Origin of the sequence: Mariniflexile litorale (assembly GCF_031128465.2) — a bacterium.
Classification (GTDB): domain Bacteria; phylum Bacteroidota; class Bacteroidia; order Flavobacteriales; family Flavobacteriaceae; genus Mariniflexile; species Mariniflexile litorale.
In genome coordinates this window covers 3,475,840-3,495,374 of sequence record NZ_CP155618.1, presented here as the reverse complement: position 1 = coordinate 3,495,374, position 19,535 = coordinate 3,475,840, and the positions used below count along the sequence as shown (strand labels likewise).

The window sequence follows — 19,535 nt, the reverse complement described above, 5'->3', positions numbered from 1 at the left end:
CAAACTCTAAGGAATTTAAGTTAAAATCTTTGCAACTATGGATAGACTAATAAATTATACATGGGAGTTTGGGCAATTAAACATACAACAAATTGAATTAATAAAACGTCGCGCTCACGAAATTACACTTCATAAAGGAGCCTATTTTTCATAAGCAGGTAAAATACCAAAACAAGTTGCATTCGTGTCAGAAGGGGTTTTCAGAGGTTGTTATTATAACCATAAAGGAGAAGAAATAACACGCTGTTTTATTCAAGAAAACAGTATAATGTGTGATTATGTGAATTTTGAGACTAATGCTGTTTCTTCGGGTTACCTTCAGGTTTGTACCGATGGCTTTGCTACAGCTAAATTATTATTACAAAAAGGGTATTACGTTTATCTAGGTAGTAGAAATAGCCAAAATGGAGCAGCAGCTGTTGAAAAATTGAAAACAGAAAATCTAACTAATGTTGAGTACATTCAACTAGATGTAACAGATAACAATTCAGTCAAAACAGCTTCCGAATAAATCGGTAAAAAAACTGATATTTTGGATATATAATAATACAGGTATCACTTTCGGAAATGATGGAGACGTGGAAACAGCGGCCAGAAGAGTTATAAAATATGTAACAATTGACCAAAACGGTCCAACAGGAAAATTCTTTAGTGAAGAAACAAATCCTGAAACAGAGGAAATTGATTGGTTAGAAAAACAACGAACCGCTAACAAAGATGTATATAAAAAATAGCAGAAAAAAGCTAATATTTAGTTTGTTTCTTTTCTGACATCTTTGTTTTGAACCGAAAATTAACACCTATAAATCTGCTGATTTTCATATACTAACCGTTAAACGAACCTACTTCAAACCTTAATAAAAGTTTAATGTTTTTTAAAACATAAAACGGATTTAAGACATGGAAAACACATTAACTAAACAAGTAAGATATTCAGATAAGTTGATTGATGGATTATCAAAAGGACATAAAATGGAAAAAATTTACGTGCAAAGTCAAATCTAAAACAAGCAACTTCATTTACTAAAAAATAGTTAAATTTTTTTTTATTCCTAACCGATTGTTTAGTTTTGTCCTGTAATTAGAAATAATGGCAAGGAAAAAAGAATATTTAGAAGCTGAGGTTGTAGAAAAAGCCATGAATTTATTTTGGCGCAATGGCTATGAAACAACTTCTATGCAAATGCTGGAAAAAGAAATGGGCATTAACAAGTTTTCTATTTACTCTAGTTTTGGAAGTAAACATGGATTGTTTCTTGAAAGCTTGAAATGTTACAAACAGAAAGTGAGTGTTATCCTTGAAAAATTTAAAAATGCCACTAATGGTGTCGCCGATATTAAGCAGTTTTTTTATGATTCGGTTGATATAAATTACAAAGGAAGCGATCAAAAAGGTTGTTTTGTTACTAATACATATAATGAATTTTCAGAACGGGAAGACCAATTAATTAAGGAACAAATGGGTTTATTTATGGACAACCTAAAGCTTTTGATTATTGAAAAATTAAAAATGGACGCTTCCAAAGATGAAAAAACCATCATGCAACAAGCTAACTTTTTATTATTAGCAAAACACGGGTTAGCCGCTGCTTCCAGAGTTAATAGCCAGCAAGAAATTGAAGATTACATAGAAATGACATTCAAAAACATATAAACATTTTTTTTAACCAATAACTAAACGATTGTTTAGTTAAATATTAATAATACATTAAATAATAAATTATGACAACATTAAAAATTCATAACATCGAAACAGCACCAGAAAAAAGTAAACCCTTTTTAGAGAAATCTCAAAAAGCAAATGGTATGATTCCTGGTTTGCACGGGGTATTAGCGGGCGCTCCAGGATTACTTGAAGCTTATCAAACACTACATCAATTGTTTGTAGATTCTTCTTTTAACAATGACGAATTAACTGTTGTTTGGCAAACAATAAATGTTGAACATGCATGTCATTATTGTGTACCTGCGCATACAGGCATTGCAAAAATGATGAAAGTTGATGACAGCATTACAGAAGCATTACGTAATGAAACACCTCTTGAAAATTCAAAATTAGAGGCTTTACGTACTATGACGTTAACTATGGTTCGCAATCGCGGACATGTAGCACAAGATGATTTAAACGCTTTTTACGCTGCAGGATATACTGAAAGACACGTATTAGAAATTATTTTAGGCTTATCTCAAAAAGTAATTAGTAACTATACAAACCACATTGCAAATACACCTGTAGATACACCTTTCCAAAAGTTTGCTTGGAAGAAATAAAAATGTAGCCCTGAGAACTACAGATTAATGGCTACAAACCTTCCTCCTTTTGTGAGGAAGGTTTATTAAAAAATAAGTATACGCATTTCAATAGAAAACAAATTAGTTTCCCTCATAAATTAATAAAAACACAAAATGAAAAACATTATAAATCAAGTTATCAATACTGTAATAATATTGATAATGACTTTTTTTGCAATACCTAAATTACTAGGAAAGCCACAAAGTGTTGAAGGGTTTAAACAATTTGAAAATGCGATCCATTTGGATGCTAATTTTTTCCGAATATTCACAGGTATTTCAGAATTAGGTTTAGCCTTTCTTTTTCTATTCTTTGCTATTAACAAAAACCAAATTCTAGGAAAAATTGCTTTTTCTTTTTTATTAATTACCATGATTACAGCCTTAGGATTGGAGTTTTTTGCAAGACCCGAACCTAAACTAATATTAGTAATAATAGCAGTAATATTATCATTTTTAACTATTTACCGATTAAAAACTATAAAATAATACAATCTTTTTTAATCAAATAATAGGCTAAAAAGTTTGTATTTGAATAAAAAATAGCAATATTAAGAATGAAAAACAATCGAAGAAACTTCATTAAAAACATAGGAATTATGGGAACAACAGGAATGATGATACCAAATTTAGCTTTTGGCAACACACCAGAAAATAGTACGAATAAAATAAGACCTAAAGTATTATTTTTTGACGTGAACGAAACACTTTTAGATCTCACCCAAATGAAAGAGCAAGTTGGAGAAGCTTTAGAAGGACGAAAAGATTTATTATCGCTATGGTTTACAACCATGTTGCAATACTCCTTAGTAACCACAGCAGGCGGACAATACGAACATTTTGGAAATATTGGAGCCGCTGCATTACAAATGGTGGCCGCAAATAATGGTATTACAATTTCAGAAAGCGAAGCACGACATACCATAGTAAATGCGTTGCGAGGTTTACCTGCGCACCCTGAAGTTAAAACGGCTTTAAAACAATTAAAAAAGGATGGCTATAAACTGGTTTCATTCACCAATTCATCAAACGAAGGTGTGAAAAAACAATTTGAAAGTGCTGGTTTAACCGAATATTTCGATGAAAGATTAAGTGTTGAAGATATTGGTAAATTTAAACCATTTTCAGACACTTATGCTTGGGCAGCCCGTAAAGTGGGAGTTAAACCAGAAGAATGCATGTTAATAGCAGCTCATGGTTGGGATGTTGCAGGAGCACTTTGGGCTGGTTGGAGAGCCGCATTTATTAGCCGACCTGGACAACAAACTTTTCCGTTAGCTCCAAAAACAGAAATTATAGAATCTGATTTAAAAAAAGTAGCAGATATTCTTGTGACTTATAAATAAGTATAATATCTTATTTTCAAAAAAAAACATAAAAGTTAAATTGTAAAATGAAAGAAAAATTAAAAATTGATATCGTTTCAGATGTTGTATGCCCTTGGTGTACCATTGGCTTCAAACGTTTAGAACAAGCAATAAAAGAATTAGGTATTGAAGATCAAGTCGAAATTGAATGGCAACCTTTTGAGTTAAACCCTCATATGCCTGCTGAAGGTCAAAATTTACAAGAACATATTGCAGAAAAATATGGATCTACCTTGGAACAGCAAAAAGAATCGCAACAGCACATGATTGACGCTGGAGATGAACTTGGTTTTACTTTCGATTATTTTGAAGACATGCGCATGTCCAACACATTTGATGCTCATATGCTCTTAGAGTATGCTAAAGATTTTGGTAAACAAACCGATTTAAAAATGCGTTTAACTACGTCATTTTTTAGTGAAAGAAAGGACGTTTCTAAAAGAGATGTATTAAAACAAGCTTTACTTGATGTTGGTTTAAATGCGGAAGAAGCATTAGCTACATTAGATAACGAAGAAGCACGACACGAAGTGAGAAGTAAAGAAGACTATTGGAAAAACTTAGGTGTTAACTCGGTTCCTACGGTAGTTTTTAATAGAAAAAGTGCCGTTACAGGGGCGCAACCTGTGGATGTGTTCAAGCAAGTGTTAACAGAACTCTTACAGGCTAAATAGTTACTAAACAATATACATCAATTCAAAAAAAAAATATTATAAATGAAAAATTTAAAAAATAAAAAAGCAATAATTACTGGAGGCGGGAAAGGGCTTGGAAAAGCAACGGCTCTAGCATTTGCAAATGAAGGCATTGACGTTGCTATAACAGGAAGAAATGAAGCCGATTTAAAAGAAACTGTTTCTGAATTAGAAGCATTGGGTGTTAAGGCCATATATTCCGTATTCGATGTTAGCGATTATAAGGAAGTTCAAACTGGAATTAAAAGCATTATGAACACCTTCGGCTCTATAGATATTTTAGTAAACAATGCTGGTATTGCAGCTTTTGGATCTTTAAATGACATGGATGTTAAGCAATGGAGTCAAATTATACAAACCAATGTTATGGGGATGTATTATGTAACGAAAGAAGTTTTACCATACTTAATTAGTAAGAACGAAGGTGACATCATTAATGTAGCATCTACAGCAGGATTGAACGGAAACGCAAACACATCAGCTTATTCTGCATCAAAATTCGCCGTTATTGGCATGTCTGAATCTTTAATGAAGGAAGTGCGTAAAAATAACATTCGTGTGTGTACATTAACGCCAAGTACCATCGCTTCTGATATGTCTATTGAATTAGGTATTGCCAATAAAGATTCCGAAGACAGCGTTTTACAACCTGAAGATTTTGCAGAATTAATCGTTGCTGGTTTAAAATTACCAAGAAGAGCCATGCTTAAAAGTGCCTCTTTATGGTCTACAAACCCATAATTAATATGTTGTTACAATCTATTTTAAAAATAGCAGTTTACTAATTAAAACAAATTATAAACAGATCCCATAATGATTAAGAACCTGTTCCTATTAATTACAATTTTATGCAGTTATCCATATGCCGCTGCACAGAATAATGATTTACAGTGGTTAGATATTGAATTATCTAATTACTCCTATCCATATGCGGTTTCCACTTTGCCATTACACATCCAAGAGCAAGATTTAAAAATGGCTTACATGGATGTAAAACCCGAGAATTATAATGGAAAAAACATTGTTTTAATTCACGGTAAAAATTTTAATGGTGCTTATTGGAAGACCACTATTGAAGCTTTGACTAAGGAAGGATTTCGCGTTATTGTTCCGGACCAAATAGGTTTTGGAAAATCGTCTAAACCACAACATTTTCATTATACCTTTCAACAGCTGGCGCAAAACACAAAAGCATTGTTAGACACTTTAAAAATTAATAAAACGGCTATTTTAGGACATTCTATGGGTGGTATGTTGGCGACTCGTTTTGCATTAATGTACCCAGAAACTACCGAAAAACTTATTTTAGAAAACCCAATAGGGTTAGAAGATTGGAAATTAAAGGTGCCTTACAAACCCGTTGAGTGGTGGTACCAAAATGAATTAAAAAACACCTATGAAAGCATTAAAAAATATCAGCTTGTAAGTTATTATGATAATAAATGGAAACCAGAATATGATGAATGGGTCAATTTATTAGCTGGCTGGACGCTAAATTCGGATTATAAAACAATTGCTTGGAATGCGGCACTTACCTATGATATGATTTTTACACAACCGGTGGTTTATGAGTTTAAAAACATTTCATCTCCCACCCTATTAATTATAGGCACCAGAGATAGAACCGCATTAGGCAAACCCTTAGTTACAGATGACGTAAGAAAAACGATGGGATTATATAATGAGTTAGGTAAGAAAACACAAAAAAGCATTCCTAATTCTCAATTAGTTGAATTAGAAAATATTGGACATTTGCCTCACATTGAAAACTTCAACGGATTTATTAATCCATTAATTCAATTTTTACAAAAATAATTATTAGTAAAATTTAATAAAACATCTCATTAAGCTTGTCGAAATATATTAATCTACAGAGAATTAAATTAATTTTGGCAAGCTTTATTTATTTACTGGGTTATAAATATTCGAATCATGAGTCTGCCGCATTTGGTAAATAAAACTTAATTTTGATGCTGCTAAGTAAAAACAAACAACTTTATTACAGCGTTTTTTATTTAATACACATGCTCCCATAATTACATGCTGAAAAAGAGTTTAAAAAAAATGATCACCACTATTATAGCTATTATAGGCATCAGCCTTATTTCATATTTACTATTCACAAACTTCTATCCTAGTTTTGGTGGTCAACTTACAAAAGAACAGCAAGTAGTTTATCAACATTCAAAACAATTCAGAAACGGAAAATTTAATAATACAAAAGCGGTTCCTAAAGACTTAAGTTTTACTGAAACTTTAAAATTAGCTTACACGTTTTTCACAACAAAAGTTCCTAATAGTAGACCCAAAAAAGATCTAAACGTAAAAAAATTAGATTCTACTCAGGTAGCCGCTTACAGCAACCAAGCTAGAATGATATGGTTTGGTCATTCCTCATTTATGCTTCAAATGGAAAATAAAACGATCTTAATTGATCCTATGTTTGGGAGAGTGGCTGCTCCCCATCCTCTTTTAGGTGCTAATAGATTTAATAAAGAGTTTCCTTTGGAAGTGGAAAAAATACCTCAAATAGATGCTGTTATTTTTTCGCATGACCATTACGACCATTTAGACTACGAAACCGTTTTGAAAATAAAAGACAAAACCCGCCATTTCTTTGTACCACTTGGGGTTGGTCTTCATTTAGAAGCTTGGGGCGTACCTAAAACTAAGATTACGGAATTAGATTGGTGGCAAGAAATCACTTTTGAAAACTTAACCTTGGTATGCACACCTGCTCAACATTTTTCTGGAAGAAAATTTAATACCGCTCAAACTACTTTGTGGTGTTCGTGGGTTATACAATCTAAAACTGAGAATATTTATTTTAGTGGAGACAGCGGTTATGCCTCCCATTTTAAAGAAATTGGTAATAAATATGGACCTTTCGATTTAGCACTTATGGAATGTGGACAATACAACTACATGTGGGCGGACATACACATGATGCCCGAAGAAACAGCTCAAGCTGGTATAGATGTAAAAGCTAAAAAAATAATGCCCATACATTGGGCAGGATTTAAATTAGCCTTACATGAATGGACTGATCCTATTAAACGCTTAAAAGCCAAGGCTGAGATATTAAATTTGATGGTGATCACACCAGAAATTGGACAAGAAATCATCATCACCGATATGAAAAACACCTATAAAAAATGGTGGGAAGCTATTTAAATGATAAAGAAATTGTTATGTAAAAATACCCAATTCCTCTCTACGGTTCCATGCATTTAAAATAGAAAATCTATGACTCCAACCACATCTTAAAATCTTTAACACGCTCTCGGGCTACAATAACTTCATCGTCGTTATACGAGTTTAATTTTATTTGTAACCTCGAATTGGTGTAGCTCACCATATCTTTTATAGCATTGATATTTACAAAAAACTTACGGCTTATTCTAAAAAAGCTTTTTGGCTCCAGTTCGTTTTCGAGTAATTCCAAAGTGGTATCTAGTAAATAGTTTCTGCCTTCGGAAGTGTGTAAATAGGTGCCTTTGTTTTCGCTATAAAAACATTCAACCTCATCTATATTAATCAGTTTTAAATGTTGCCCCACTTTTACCGAAAAACGTTTTTTATACTCACGATCTATGGGGTTAATGAGAAGCTTTTTAATATCGTTAAAATCCAAAGTAACGGCTTGTTTTTGCGGTAAGCGCTCTTGGTATTTTTTTACAGCGTTTGCTAAATCGTCCTCATCAATGGGTTTCAATAAATAATCAATACTATTTAGCTTGAAGGCTTGCAGCGCATACTCGTCGTAAGCAGTAATAAAAATAACTGCGGATTTTATTTCGATGGCTTCAAAGATTTCAAATGAGAGTCCGTCGCTTAATTGAATGTCTAAAAATATTAAATCGGGATGTGGGTTATTTTGAAACCAATGGATGGACTCTTCAACGGAATGTAGCATAGTTTCAGCTTCCATATTTAAAACTGTTAACATACGTTGTAAACGACGTGCGGATGGCTTTTCGTCTTCTATAATGATGGTGTTCATTGGTTGGTTTTCTGTTAGTTATTTTAGTTACTGTTTATTGGTAAGTGCGTTAGGGATAGCAGTGAAAAGCCCACAGCGAGGTACGAGCGAGGACTTGCAACGCATAGCCCGACCCGATAGGGTAACGCCCTATTTACTGCCAAGGTTTTTTGTCTTTTTCCATAAGGTCTTTAATTTTTTTCTCTTCCCAATCCTTACCCAAGATAAAGTTTGGGGCAAAAACAGACAGACCATGAGCCAACAAACCAATGCCCCAAAAGAATAGGGTGGTAAAATTATGCCATTGAAAATAGCTTTCGCCTACGTCTAAATTTTGAATATTTACAATAACAATCATAATATTGATTACCACATAAACAACAGCATGTGTATAAAAACTTTTAATACGTTTCACCCGTTTTGTAGCACGCTCGTAACGGTCTTTTTCTATATAATTACTTTCCATTATTTCCAAGTTTTACTGTTTGACGATTCTTCTTTTTCTAAAATTTCTTGAATTTTGCGTTCTTCCCACGATTTTCCGTATCCGAAAACTCCAAAGGCATGAAATGTTAAACCCATACCCCAACCTAACATAGGGAACCAAAACCATTGAAAACTCCATGAAGTACGATAGTTTATAAATATTAAAAATGGGATGACAATGCAATACGATAAAAGGTTTGAGTAAAAGCTTTTTAATTCTTCAACGCGCTTTTTGGCTTTATTATAAGCGTCTTGTTCGTTGTAGTTATGATTCATTTCCATATTATAAATTTGTTTTGTAAGCATGGGTATGGCTACTGAAAACCTACTTGCCTCTTTATTAATATTTATTTTTTTTGTGGTTAGCAGGTCGTAACGCTGCATGATGTTATTTAAACCTACTCCACTACTCTTTTTTACTATTTGTTTGGGTTGTAAGTTGTTTTCGACCACCAAACTATCACCCACTTCATAAATTTTTATGTGTAGTGGTTTACTTGATGTTACCATGTTATGCTTTACAGCATTTTCTAAAAGTAATTGTAACGATAATGGTACTACTTTGCTTTCTGAGTTATTCGCCTTTTCAGGAATATCGAAAATAATGCTGTCTTCAAATCGCATTTTTAAAAGAGACATGTAGGTTTTTGCAAATTCCAATTCTTCGTCTACCGATACCAATTCTTTATTCTTTTGTTCTAAAACATAGCGGTAGACTTTAGATAATGAAGTCGTGAATTTTTGGGCATTTTCTGGATTTTCTTCAATTAAACTAGTTAGCACATTTAAACTGTTGAAAAGAAAATGAGGATCTAACTGGTTTTTTAAGGCATCGAACTTCGCACTTGCCGTACCAGCAATAACCTTTTGCTCCTTTATTTTATTTTGTTGATACCTGTTATAGAAATATACAAAGTGAAAAATAATAACAATGGTTAAAGTAATCCATAATCCAAACTGGTAGTATGAGAACTTCTCGCTAGCTATAAATTCTTGAAATGAGGACTCATAAAACACAATAGATGTAAAAGCCCTCAAAAAAAACAGTCCTAATAAAGTTAATACAGTAGAACCTACAATACCAATAACAATACGTTTTATTCTATCTTCCTTTTTCCAATGGTAACGTTCCATATAATCGAAAAAGTACATATTACTCATCCCAAGAACAAAACTGTATAATTGATATTGAAAAAAATTAATTAGAAATTCGTTTACGCTTTTAAAACTAAAGTCTCCAGACAACGCATTACCTATTACAAAAACAGCACAACCTATTACAAAACTTAAAATGACTGATTTTCTAAAATTTTTCATGACTTTAATTTAAACTCTCGTTTTACTCTTTACAAGATTGTAATAGCATTTCTGTGCGTTCCTTCCCCCAATTCGGGCCAAATGGTGTTTCTGGTTTAAAGTTATCAAAAAGTTCTAATGCACGCTCTAAATCCTTACAAAACGGCTTGGTATCTTGTCCAAAATACGTAGCGCTACCCATGTCCCACTCCGCTTTACAATACACCACACGAGGATTGTTTGGAGCTAACATGCTTGCTTTTGTATACAAGTCTGTTATTTTACCAGATAAAGTCATACCGTAAGTTGCACCATCATAGGCTACCCAAGCAGTGTGCAATAAGGCTTGCATTACTAAAATTTCAGGATTACTTTTTGAAATTGCTGTAGCATCATTAATTAAATCTTGTGCTTTTTTAAGTTGAGCTGCTAGCTTTTCTTCATTGGTTTCTCCAAAACTGCTAACAATATTAACTTGGGCTGCATAATATGAAGGTAACCAATTGTGTGGTTCAGCTTTAGCAATGCGTTCAAATAAATTTGATGCTTCGTTTGGATTCGTTCCCCATAATTCAAAGGCTTTTTGCATACCTTCTTCGTAATTAGTTTGTGAGGTTGTTAATGCCGATACTAAAAAGGTGGCGATGATAATTAAATGTTTCATTTGGTTTTTGTTTAAATACTGAAACAGATTCAGTACATATTATGAAACAAATATCTATCACCTTAATGGGTTTTAAAAAAGCGACTTACCCAATTGTATTTTTTTAAGGATGTATTGTAATTTACAATAAGTAAAACCATTTTATTAGGTATAAAAAAAATCAAAAGACATAACATCTTTTGATTTTTCAATATGATAACTACTATTCAAAACACTATCGTTCTTGATACTTAAAGAAAATGGGGACAGCGTAAGCTACTCTAACAGGTCTTCCTCGTTGTTTGCCTGGTTGCATTTTGGGCAATAATCCAATAATACGCTCTGCTTCCTTTTCTAAAATTTTATCTGGTCCTCTAGAACGTATTCCTGTGGTAACACCTTTAGAGTCGACAATAAACATAACCGATACCCGTCCTTGAATACTTAATTGTAATGCCGTTTCTGGATAATGAAAATTCTTAACTACATGCTCTTGAATTTTTCGTTGAAAACAATCTTTGGTTTCACTTTTTGATAAGCCTTCACAACCAGGAAATACTGGAACATCTTCAATAACAGCAAACGCCACCTCCACATCTTCTTCAACCACAGCTACCTTAACATCTCCTATACCAACAATATTTTTATTATCTGAAATAGCTTCATTTTGATTAGTTTCACTACTTTCTATAACGGTTTCTTCAATTTCTACAACATCATCAACTATTTGAATACTTTCGCTAAATGCCACGGGAGGTGGCGGAGGTGGTGGCGCATTATAATTTACAATTGGAATTTCTTCCTCGGTTTTCGCTTCCATAGTTAAGATATCTATAGCAACCTCTCTTTTTTCATAAGTTTTATATTCTAAAGCTTGCCAAGAAAAAAATAACATTAAGTTTAAACCAATAGCAAAATACAAACTACTGTTTCTGCCAATTTCTAATTCTGGATTTTTTTTTCTAAGTAACATGACAAATTGTTTTATTACCTTAAAATTATTAGATATTAGAATGGATAACTATGATATTTATCATATTACTCTGCTTTAAAAATTGATTTTATAAGAAAAACCACTAACTTTGTTTAGCATATTATATAGTCAATTGAAACGAAAGAGATAGATCTAAGTTGAAAACATAAATGAGTAAGCAAAAACTAATTAAAAGATTGAAGAGTTATTATCCAATGGAAAGATTTCACGCTTTTGTGACATTCCCAGGGATTTTAATTTATCTAATTTTTAAAAATTCCTTTACAGATATATTTTTTCTTTTATACGGTCTTTTAATCTGTATATTAATATTAATTCAAGGACAGCATTATTGGAAATTGAAGTTATACCGATTGCTTAATAAGCCGTTCAACCAAGAAAAAAATTTAAATATTTTCAAAAATTCTAAAAAATTAAATTTGATATTAATTGCTCTAATACCCATAATATTTGGTCTTCAAATTTATAAGAATGACTGGCAAATTTTACCAGAAAACTTAATTATTTGGGGTGTTTTAGCGAATGTTTTTGGAATTCTAGAACATATAAATTATTATAATCGTCAGTTAATGATTGACAATTCATCGGATTTAGAATATCTAAAGCAGAATAAAAAACTGAAAACAGCAAGTTTAGCTAAAGATTTGAAAGAGAATAAATTATAAAACCAACTAGTTATAAATATAATTTATTGCTGTTTTATACTTAAAAGAAAGGTAATGCTTATTTGCTAAAGGAACCACCTCTACAAATCATCCAACTGATTACTCTTTTTATCCTCACTAATAGTCCAAAAGAAGCCCACAAAAAAGAATTGATCCGTGGCTGGCTGTAAAGTGCGACGGCTAAAGTTCCCATTTAAATCAGATGTATTCGCATATTGATATCCATTAATATTTTTAAAACCCAACACGTTGTTTACAGAAGCATATAGTATTTTTTGCGGACTAACTAAATACGCCCAATTCACACTTAAACTGTTATACGCTTTTGCTTTTTCATTTAAAAAACCCGTTTCGTTTGGGTTGGTGTAGGTTCTACCAGATGCGAAGGCATAACTAAAACCTACTTGACTGCGCCAATCGTTAATCCAGTATTTCCCTACTACCGATACGTTATGCGTATTTGCAAAATCGGGCTGTGCTTTTGTTGGGTAATTTTTATAATCACGCTCGGTATCTAAAAGCGAATAACTAACCCAATAATCCACATTTTTAATACTTTTACTGTCTCGCCAAAAGAAATCGATGCCCTTTGCAAAGCCCGACCCCTTGTTGCTATACAGGCTGTTGAAGTCGGCAAAATCTGTATCATACTTTACTAAATCATTGTAGTTTTTATAATAAGCTTCGGCTCTAAAAAGCTTTCTATCGCCATTATATTGATAGTTTGCTATAAAATGTGAAGTGTTTTGGGCTTTTAAATCTTGGTTGAATTTTAAAATGTTACTCGATGGGTTTTGATAAAAATTTCCATAAGCTAAAGACAACTGACTTTTACCCGACGTTTTATATGCCAATGACACCCGAGGTGCTATGGTAGTTTCTTTAAACAACTGGCTATATTCGGCACGTAGCCCCGTTTTAAACGCTAAGTTTTTAGATATGAATATATCGGCTTCAGTAAATGCGGCGACTAGGTTATTATCATAACCGTAATTAACATTCTTTATAGCCTTGTCGTTGTAATTTTCTTTAAAATTAGTAGCAAAGTACTCCCCTCCAAAATATAACTTAAACCGGTTATTTATTCTGTTTTTGAATTTCAATTTGGCATGTATCGAGTTTTCTGTGTCTTCAATGGCACTATCAATAATCTTTAAATCGTTATTACCATGAGTAAAACTGACACCTCCAAAATAAGTCCAAGTATCATTCAACTCCCCTTCATAAGAACTATTCAAATAAAGATTTTTATTCTTCAATTTAAAATAAACACCATCTTCATAGTTAATATCTTCTTGCGTTAATTCAAAATTTGTCGCATCAAAAGCACCATATAATTTAAATAAACCCTTATTCGTTTTTTTACGAAATACGATTTCACCCGAAACAGTTTCATAAGGTTCTATCCAATCATTTCGGCTAGAAAAAATAGTGTTATAAGGTGCTAAATTAATATATGAAGCATTAAAACTCAACGAAGTTTTGTTCCGTTTTTGAGTGTTCCCTAAACGAGCACCAACACTCATAATACCAATTTCAGTTTTCTCTTGATCGGGTTCATCCATTGTATTTAATAACAAGACACTCGATAGTGCTTGCCCAAATTCTGCAGAATACCCACCTGTAGAGAACGTAATACCATCAAACAAGAAAGGCGAATAACGCCCGCGGGAGGCGCATTGTTGGTCGTGGGTGTGTAAGGTGTAAACACTCGAATCCCATCAATAAAAATCTGGGTTTCATCGGCATCACCTCCCCGCACAAACAATCTGCCATCTTCGGCAACAGTGGTTGTTCCTGGTAAGGTTTGCAAAGCACCTACAAAATCGCCCAAAGCACTAGCTGTTGTTACCACATCTAAAGGTTTTAACACATTCACTTTACTAGTATCGCCTGCTGAAAATGTTCCTGCCGAAAGTACCACGGCATCCAATGCATTTACATCTTCACGAAGTTTTATATGTACATTTTTCATATAAACCACATCGTCTAATATAGTAAATGTTTCAAAAGATAAAAAAGAAATAATCAATTTCTGCATTCCAGTTTGATTTGTTTTAAATGAAAAGGAGCCGTTTTCATCGGTAGTACCTCCATCGTAAGTTCCTTCTAAATAAATATTAGCTCCTGGTATGGGCATACCTTTTACATCGGTCACTTTTCCGTTAATAGGTATTTGTGCACTTAAATTCAGACTCCATAAAATAATGATACTGGTAATTAATTTTTGCATGATTTTGGTTGTTCAATTTCTAGAAAGCAAATTTGAAACAAAAGATGTGTCATTAAAATTTTAACTAACCGAACTGTTAAGTTTAAGTGATGAACAGTTGTTTTTAAGAAACAATGTCCTTTAAAAAACCTCATTTACAGATTTTTTTTAATGAGATTTTGGTACTATTTTTAGTAAATATATTTTTCATATATTAGCTTATCACAAAGTACCAATTCAAGCAAAAAACCAACTATAGTTTTTGTCTATAACTAACTACTAAACAATTAACAACTAAATATTTAATGGTTTTAAATTAAAGTTATAATTTAATATTTATTTCCAATTACTAAAAACCGTAAAACAACTACAACACTAAAATAAAACACACAAAAGCACCTTACTAATTAACGGCCCTTTAAAATTCTTTCGCCTTACTGTAACAATTTAAAACTTTAAGCTACTTATATAATAACTAACCCTCCGATTTGAATAAAGAACTTGAACATAATTTTGTTGAATTGCTAGAAACGCATCAAAACATCATACACAAGGTATGCCGTTTATACACCAATAATTATGATGCGCATAACGATTTATTCCAAGAAATAACCATACAACTTTGGAAAGCATTCCCTAAGTTTCGTGGCGATGCTAAGTTTAGCACCTGGATGTATCGCGTGGGATTAAACACCGCTATTACGCTTTATCGAAAATCAAAGCGTACTATAAATACTCAAGATTTTCAAGGTGTAGAATTTAAAATAACAGCTCAAGCTTATGACGACACCGAAGAAGAACAACTTAAAGTATTATATAAAGCAGTACATCAACTAAACGATATTGAAAAAGCTCTTGTATTTTTATATTTAGAAGATAAAGATTATAGAGAAATAAGCGAAACCATAGGTATTAGTGAAGTGAATGCCAGAGTGAAAATGAGCCGAATAAAAACAAAACTAAAAACCATACTAAATCCCTAAGGTTATGGATGAATTAGAACTATTAAAAAAAGACTGGAAGAAAGATACTACCAAGTACCCACAGTTAACATATAAAGAAATTTATACGATGATTCATGCCAAATCATCAAATATTGTAAAATGGATATTTATCATCAGCTTACTAGAATTTGGATTCTGGTTGATTATTTCAGTGATTCTTAAAGGCACATCGATATCCGAAAAAATGAACGATTTAGATATAGACCATATTTTAATACCTCTAACCATTATTAGTTATGTAGTTCTTGTTTATTTCTTTTACCAATTTTACATAAACCATAAAAACATATCAGCAACCGATAACTCTAAAACACTTATTGAAAATATTCTTAAAACAAGACAAACCGTAAAACAGTACGTTATTTTCAATTTAGCTTTTCTTGTTATAGGAACTTTTTTAGGTGCCGCTTACGGTTTTAAACACGACCCGATAGTAACAGAGCAATTGCAAGCCGCTTCACTTAACGGTGGTGTCTTCCAAATTTATGCAGGGGTTATTGTAGCCACCATAGCTCTATTAGCCATTGTTGTAGGTTTACTATTGTTTATCTATTGGTTAACCTATGGCCTATTACTAAAACGCCTTAACCGAAATTACACAGAATTAAAAAAATTAGAAGTTTAATATTTGGGCGTTACCCTCATCGAGGTAGGTACTCCTACAATGGCGTAATCCCTAACGCAAAAAAATTATAACTAATAAATTTATTTTATAAATCACTATTTCATGATATAAAATGTCATTATGAGGCACGAAACAATCTTATGATATTTATCAAAGTCCATTTTGAGCACACAACAAACAGATTGATTCATCGTTCCCTCCTCGCGAACACAAAATTATATCAAATCTAAAACCTCAACGACATCACCCACTTGCATGTTGCTTAAGTGAATATTACCTACTCGAACCCTAACTAATCGTAATGTTGGAAACCCAACTGAGGAAGTCATTTTTCTTACTTGCCTAAATTTCCCCTCGTTTAAAATTATTGAAATCCATGAGGTTGGTCCGTGCCTGTCATCTCTAATTTTTTGAGAACGTATTGGTAATTCTGGAATAGCATCTAATTTAAACACTTTGCAAGGTTTGGTTTGATATTTCTTACCATCAAAACCTATCTCTACGCCTTTTGACAATTGTGTTATAGCTTCACGAGTGATATCGCCATTAACTTGGGCATAATATTCTTTATCTACTTTTTGGCTGTTTACAAAATCGCTCATTTTACCATCGGTAGTAAGTAATAATAAGCCTTCCGATTTTTCATCCAAACGTCCAATAGGCATAATGCCTTCAGGAAAATCGTGTAACAAACCTAGAAATTTTTTAGATTGCTGCTTGCTATCATTGCTTCCAAACTGACTTAAAACTCCGTACGGTTTGTAAATTATAAAGTGGCGGTGTATGGGTTCTTGTTCTGTCATTTAATTTTTTTAATCCAAACAGTCTTGTCGAAATGAGCTACGATTGAGACATCACATAAGTTTCGCAAACAAAGTGCATTTGCGATTTCTCACTGCGTTCGAAATGACAAGTAACTCTTAAACACTTCCTTTCAAAATACGAAACACCAGTTCCTTAGTTGGTGTTTCTCCGTTTATTTTTTCGCGAACCATATCAAAAGTCACTTTAAAATCGCAACCTGATTTATAGTCGCTACACCCATAAGCAGTATTTCCTTTTATAACCGTTCCTTTTTTACATTTCGGGCAGGTTAATTCATCGGTTTTTGCTTCTGCTTTTTTTGCTGCTCTTTTAGGCTCAAATTTAAGCTTAAAATTCTCATCAAAACGCAATAAGCCTTCGACTGTACCCATACTTGTTTTAAAGTCTTTTAAATTGACTGTAGAGCCCTTTTTAAGCAATCTTACGTACTGCTTCTCCGATATTTTTTTATCAGCATACGTAAATGGTAATATAAAATCGCAACCTGATTTATAATTAGCACAGCCATATGCCGATTTCCCTTTTATAATGTTTGCTTTTTTACATTTTGGGCAACCCTCAGCCAAAATACCAGCTGCTTTCTTAGTCTCTGCTTTCGCTTCTCGCTTTTTTGCATTTGCTGCATGCGATATATTTGCTCGTGTGGTTTCACTACGCACTTCATAAACCAACGCATCTACCATACGTTTCATATTGTTTATAAACGCCCCAGCGGTAAATTCGCCTTTTTCAATATCTTTTAATTGCTTTTCCCAAGTACCTGTTAGTTCTGCCGATTTTAATAAATCATTCTGAATGGTATCAATTAACTGAATGCCTGTTTGAGTTGGCAATACTTGTTTTTTATTTCTAACGATGTACTTACGTTTAAAAAGCGTTTCAATAATATTGGCTCGGGTAGATGGTCTACCTATCCCATTTTCTTTCATTAAATCACGTAACTCTTCATCATCGACCTCTTTTCCTGCAGTTTCCATGGCACGTAATAACGAAGCTTCCGTAAACTGATTGGGCGGTTTGGTTTCCTTTTCTAAGAATGAAGGTTCATGTGGCCCTTTTTCACCTTTTACAAAAGTGGGTAACAAATCGGGGGCTCTTTCTTTAGCGTTCGGGTCTTCAAACACCACGCGCCAGCCTTTTTTTAATATTTCTTTTCCTGTGGTTTTAAACGATACGTCGGCTGCTTTCCCAATAACCGTGGTGTTCGATACCGCACAATCATCATAAAATACCGCAATAAAACGCTTTACAATAATATCATACACCTGTTGTTGGTTGTATTGCAAATTGGTTTGCATCCCCGTTGGGATAATTGCATGGTGATCGGTGACTTTTTTATCATTAAAAACCTTGGTCGATTTTTTTATCTTTTTTCCTAAAAGCGGCTGTGTTAAAGCAGCGTAATTAGTTAACTTTTGAAGAATGCCCGATACTTTAGGGTACACATCGTTTGGTAAAAAGGTTGTATCTACTCTTGGGTAGGTCACTACTTTTTGCTCGTATAAGGTTTGGGCGATTTTAAGGGTTTCATCTGCTGAAAACCCAAACTTCGTATTGCAATATACCTGTAAACCTGTTAAATCGAATAGTTTTGGGGCATACTCATTGCCTTTCTTCTTTTCTATGGATACAATTTCGAAATCGCTTTCTTTAACTTTATCAGCTAAAGTCTCACCATCTTCCTTCTTTAAAAAACGTCCTTCTTCATAACTAAAAAGCGTTTCTCTATACATGGTTTGCAATTCCCAATACGGTTGCGGTTTAAAGTTTTCAATTTCTTTAAATCGGTTTACCACCATCGCTAAGGTGGGGGTTTGCACTCGACCAACCGACAAGACTTGTTTGTAACCCCCATGTTTTACAGTGTACAAACGAGTGGCATTCATACCCAATAACCAGTCGCCAATAGCTCTAGAAAAGCCTGCGTAATATAAATTATCGTAGTTCGCTGAAGGTTTTAAGTTCTCGAAACCTTCTTTGATGGCTTCAGTAGTTAAAGAGGAAATCCATAAGCGCTTTACTTCACCTTTGTATTTTGCCTCATTCATTACCCAACGTTGAATAAGTTCTCCTTCTTGTCCCGCATCCCCGCAGTTGATAACAACCTCTGCTTTATCAAATAAACTTTTTACAATTCTAAATTGCTTTTGAATCCCCGAATTCGAGACCACTTTGGTTTCAAACTTTTCGGGAAGCATAGGTAAGTTGTTTAAATCCCAACTTTTCCAATAAGGCTTATAATCGTTGGGTTCTTTCAACGTGCATAAATGCCCAAAGGTGTACGTTACTGCATACCCATTACCCTCGTAATAGCCATCGCGTTTGGTATTCGCTCCTAAAACGGATGCAATTTCGCGTGCTACACTTGGTTTTTCGGCAATACAGACCTTCACTTCTTTCTAAATTTATAGTGAGATTCTCGTTTATACGGGAATTTATTTTGAAGCCG

21 protein-coding genes and 1 pseudogene are annotated in these 19,535 nt (G+C 33.3%); 14 read left to right on the top strand and 8 right to left on the bottom strand.

All coding sequences use genetic code 11. From position 1 onward, the window contains the following. Window positions 1-184: 184 nt before the first annotated feature. The 11 genes from QLS71_RS14640 to QLS71_RS14590 all read left to right on the top strand — a co-directional run bounded on the left by QLS71_RS14640 (window position 185) and on the right by QLS71_RS14590 (window position 7,528). On the top strand, window positions 185-511 hold the full coding sequence (locus QLS71_RS14640) for an SDR family NAD(P)-dependent oxidoreductase (RefSeq protein WP_308993268.1): 327 nt from the start codon (window positions 185-187) through the stop codon (window positions 509-511). 67 nt (window positions 512-578) lie between these two features. Then, complete coding sequence (locus tag QLS71_RS14635; RefSeq protein WP_308993269.1) at window positions 579-734, top strand: hypothetical protein; 156 nt, start codon at window positions 579-581, stop codon at window positions 732-734. A 166-nt stretch (window positions 735-900) separates the two neighbouring features. Next, complete coding sequence (locus QLS71_RS14630; RefSeq protein WP_308993270.1) at window positions 901-1,005, top strand: DUF2200 family protein; 105 nt, start codon at window positions 901-903, stop codon at window positions 1,003-1,005. Between the two features lie 85 nt (window positions 1,006-1,090). Continuing rightward, window positions 1,091-1,654 (top strand): TetR/AcrR family transcriptional regulator, encoded by a 564-nt coding sequence (locus QLS71_RS14625; protein ID WP_308993271.1) that lies wholly within the window; start codon window positions 1,091-1,093, stop codon window positions 1,652-1,654. Window positions 1,655-1,722: 68 nt separating this feature from the next. Beyond that, window positions 1,723-2,271 (top strand): carboxymuconolactone decarboxylase family protein, encoded by a 549-nt coding sequence (locus QLS71_RS14620; protein ID WP_308993272.1) that lies wholly within the window; start codon window positions 1,723-1,725, stop codon window positions 2,269-2,271. Between the two features lie 135 nt (window positions 2,272-2,406). Next, complete coding sequence (locus tag QLS71_RS14615; protein WP_308993273.1) at window positions 2,407-2,781, top strand: hypothetical protein; 375 nt, start codon at window positions 2,407-2,409, stop codon at window positions 2,779-2,781. Between the two features lie 68 nt (window positions 2,782-2,849). Next, window positions 2,850-3,638, top strand: coding sequence for a haloacid dehalogenase type II (locus QLS71_RS14610; RefSeq protein WP_308993274.1), 789 nt, complete (start codon window positions 2,850-2,852; stop codon window positions 3,636-3,638). Window positions 3,639-3,685: 47 nt separating this feature from the next. Next, the gene (locus QLS71_RS14605; RefSeq protein ID WP_308993275.1) at window positions 3,686-4,333 is read left to right on the top strand and encodes a DsbA family oxidoreductase; all 648 of its coding nucleotides are present in this window, start codon (window positions 3,686-3,688) and stop codon (window positions 4,331-4,333) included. A 42-nt stretch (window positions 4,334-4,375) separates the two neighbouring features. Beyond that, window positions 4,376-5,095 carry a 3-ketoacyl-ACP reductase gene (locus QLS71_RS14600; protein ID WP_308993276.1) on the top strand — a complete coding sequence of 240 codons (720 nt, stop codon included), beginning with the start codon at window positions 4,376-4,378 and terminating at the stop codon, window positions 5,093-5,095. A 72-nt stretch (window positions 5,096-5,167) separates the two neighbouring features. After that, window positions 5,168-6,169 (top strand): alpha/beta hydrolase, encoded by a 1,002-nt coding sequence (locus tag QLS71_RS14595; protein ID WP_308993277.1) that lies wholly within the window; start codon window positions 5,168-5,170, stop codon window positions 6,167-6,169. A 249-nt stretch (window positions 6,170-6,418) separates the two neighbouring features. Next, window positions 6,419-7,528 (top strand): MBL fold metallo-hydrolase, encoded by a 1,110-nt coding sequence (locus tag QLS71_RS14590; RefSeq protein ID WP_308993278.1) that lies wholly within the window; start codon window positions 6,419-6,421, stop codon window positions 7,526-7,528. A 70-nt stretch (window positions 7,529-7,598) separates the two neighbouring features. Here the strand turns inward: QLS71_RS14590 and QLS71_RS14585 are convergent, their stop codons facing one another. From QLS71_RS14585 to QLS71_RS14565, 5 genes are all read right to left on the bottom strand, one after another. Continuing rightward, window positions 7,599-8,357, bottom strand: a complete 759-nt coding sequence (locus QLS71_RS14585) for a LytTR family DNA-binding domain-containing protein (protein WP_308993279.1) — start codon at window positions 8,355-8,357, stop codon at window positions 7,599-7,601. Window positions 8,358-8,490: 133 nt separating this feature from the next. Continuing rightward, on the bottom strand, window positions 8,491-8,802 hold the full coding sequence (locus QLS71_RS14580) for a 2TM domain-containing protein (protein ID WP_308993280.1): 312 nt from the start codon (window positions 8,800-8,802) through the stop codon (window positions 8,491-8,493). Further along, complete coding sequence (locus tag QLS71_RS14575) at window positions 8,802-10,139, bottom strand: 2TM domain-containing protein (RefSeq protein WP_308993281.1); 1,338 nt, start codon at window positions 10,137-10,139, stop codon at window positions 8,802-8,804. The genes QLS71_RS14580 and QLS71_RS14575 overlap by 1 nt, the downstream gene beginning before the upstream one ends. A gap of 22 nt (window positions 10,140-10,161) precedes the next feature. Further along, complete coding sequence (locus tag QLS71_RS14570) at window positions 10,162-10,782, bottom strand: hypothetical protein (protein ID WP_308993282.1); 621 nt, start codon at window positions 10,780-10,782, stop codon at window positions 10,162-10,164. 214 nt (window positions 10,783-10,996) lie between these two features. Continuing rightward, on the bottom strand, window positions 10,997-11,734 hold the full coding sequence (locus QLS71_RS14565; RefSeq protein WP_308993283.1) for an energy transducer TonB: 738 nt from the start codon (window positions 11,732-11,734) through the stop codon (window positions 10,997-10,999). A gap of 170 nt (window positions 11,735-11,904) precedes the next feature. Here QLS71_RS14565 and QLS71_RS14560 point away from each other — a divergent pair, with 170 nt between their 5' ends. Continuing rightward, window positions 11,905-12,420, top strand: a complete 516-nt coding sequence (locus QLS71_RS14560; protein ID WP_308993284.1) for a hypothetical protein — start codon at window positions 11,905-11,907, stop codon at window positions 12,418-12,420. 80 nt (window positions 12,421-12,500) lie between these two features. Here the strand turns inward: QLS71_RS14560 and QLS71_RS14555 are convergent. Further along, window positions 12,501-14,653: pseudogene (locus tag QLS71_RS14555) on the bottom strand (carboxypeptidase-like regulatory domain-containing protein). Between the two features lie 467 nt (window positions 14,654-15,120). Here QLS71_RS14555 and QLS71_RS14550 point away from each other — a divergent pair. Continuing rightward, on the top strand, window positions 15,121-15,615 hold the full coding sequence (locus QLS71_RS14550) for a sigma-70 family RNA polymerase sigma factor (RefSeq protein ID WP_308993285.1): 495 nt from the start codon (window positions 15,121-15,123) through the stop codon (window positions 15,613-15,615). 4 nt (window positions 15,616-15,619) lie between these two features. After that, window positions 15,620-16,261 (top strand): hypothetical protein, encoded by a 642-nt coding sequence (locus QLS71_RS14545; RefSeq protein WP_308993286.1) that lies wholly within the window; start codon window positions 15,620-15,622, stop codon window positions 16,259-16,261. Between the two features lie 215 nt (window positions 16,262-16,476). On the opposite strand, the gene QLS71_RS14540 is transcribed toward QLS71_RS14545, so the two are convergent. Together QLS71_RS14540 and QLS71_RS14535 are read right to left on the bottom strand one after the other, a co-directional pair. Next, complete coding sequence (locus QLS71_RS14540; RefSeq protein ID WP_308993287.1) at window positions 16,477-17,064, bottom strand: pseudouridine synthase; 588 nt, start codon at window positions 17,062-17,064, stop codon at window positions 16,477-16,479. A 117-nt stretch (window positions 17,065-17,181) separates the two neighbouring features. Next, window positions 17,182-19,479 carry a DNA topoisomerase 3 gene (locus QLS71_RS14535; protein WP_308993288.1) on the bottom strand — a complete coding sequence of 766 codons (2,298 nt, stop codon included), beginning with the start codon at window positions 19,477-19,479 and terminating at the stop codon, window positions 17,182-17,184. Between the last annotated feature and the right edge of the window lie 56 nt (window positions 19,480-19,535).

Bases quoted from the DNA above. Each gene is read 5' to 3' on its own strand.
- QLS71_RS14630 (WP_308993270.1), top strand. From the start codon at position 901: ATGGAAAACACATTAACTAAACAAGTAAGATATTCAGATAAGTTGATT.
- QLS71_RS14625 (WP_308993271.1), top strand. From the start codon at position 1,091: ATGGCAAGGAAAAAAGAATATTTAGAAGCTGAGGTTGTAGAAAAAGCC.
- QLS71_RS14620 (WP_308993272.1), top strand. From the start codon at position 1,723: ATGACAACATTAAAAATTCATAACATCGAAACAGCACCAGAAAAAAGT.
- QLS71_RS14615 (WP_308993273.1), top strand. From the start codon at position 2,407: ATGAAAAACATTATAAATCAAGTTATCAATACTGTAATAATATTGATA.
- QLS71_RS14610 (WP_308993274.1), top strand. From the start codon at position 2,850: ATGAAAAACAATCGAAGAAACTTCATTAAAAACATAGGAATTATGGGA.
- QLS71_RS14605 (WP_308993275.1), top strand. From the start codon at position 3,686: ATGAAAGAAAAATTAAAAATTGATATCGTTTCAGATGTTGTATGCCCT.
- QLS71_RS14600 (WP_308993276.1), top strand. From the start codon at position 4,376: ATGAAAAATTTAAAAAATAAAAAAGCAATAATTACTGGAGGCGGGAAA.
- QLS71_RS14595 (WP_308993277.1), top strand. From the start codon at position 5,168: ATGATTAAGAACCTGTTCCTATTAATTACAATTTTATGCAGTTATCCA.
- QLS71_RS14590 (WP_308993278.1), top strand. From the start codon at position 6,419: ATGATCACCACTATTATAGCTATTATAGGCATCAGCCTTATTTCATAT.
- QLS71_RS14585 (WP_308993279.1), bottom strand. From the start codon at position 8,357: ATGAACACCATCATTATAGAAGACGAAAAGCCATCCGCACGTCGTTTA.
- QLS71_RS14580 (WP_308993280.1), bottom strand. From the start codon at position 8,802: ATGGAAAGTAATTATATAGAAAAAGACCGTTACGAGCGTGCTACAAAA.
- QLS71_RS14575 (WP_308993281.1), bottom strand. From the start codon at position 10,139: ATGAAAAATTTTAGAAAATCAGTCATTTTAAGTTTTGTAATAGGTTGT.
- QLS71_RS14570 (WP_308993282.1), bottom strand. From the start codon at position 10,782: ATGAAACATTTAATTATCATCGCCACCTTTTTAGTATCGGCATTAACA.
- QLS71_RS14565 (WP_308993283.1), bottom strand. From the start codon at position 11,734: ATGTTACTTAGAAAAAAAAATCCAGAATTAGAAATTGGCAGAAACAGT.
- QLS71_RS14560 (WP_308993284.1), top strand. From the start codon at position 11,905: ATGAGTAAGCAAAAACTAATTAAAAGATTGAAGAGTTATTATCCAATG.
- QLS71_RS14545 (WP_308993286.1), top strand. From the start codon at position 15,620: ATGGATGAATTAGAACTATTAAAAAAAGACTGGAAGAAAGATACTACC.
- QLS71_RS14540 (WP_308993287.1), bottom strand. From the start codon at position 17,064: ATGACAGAACAAGAACCCATACACCGCCACTTTATAATTTACAAACCG.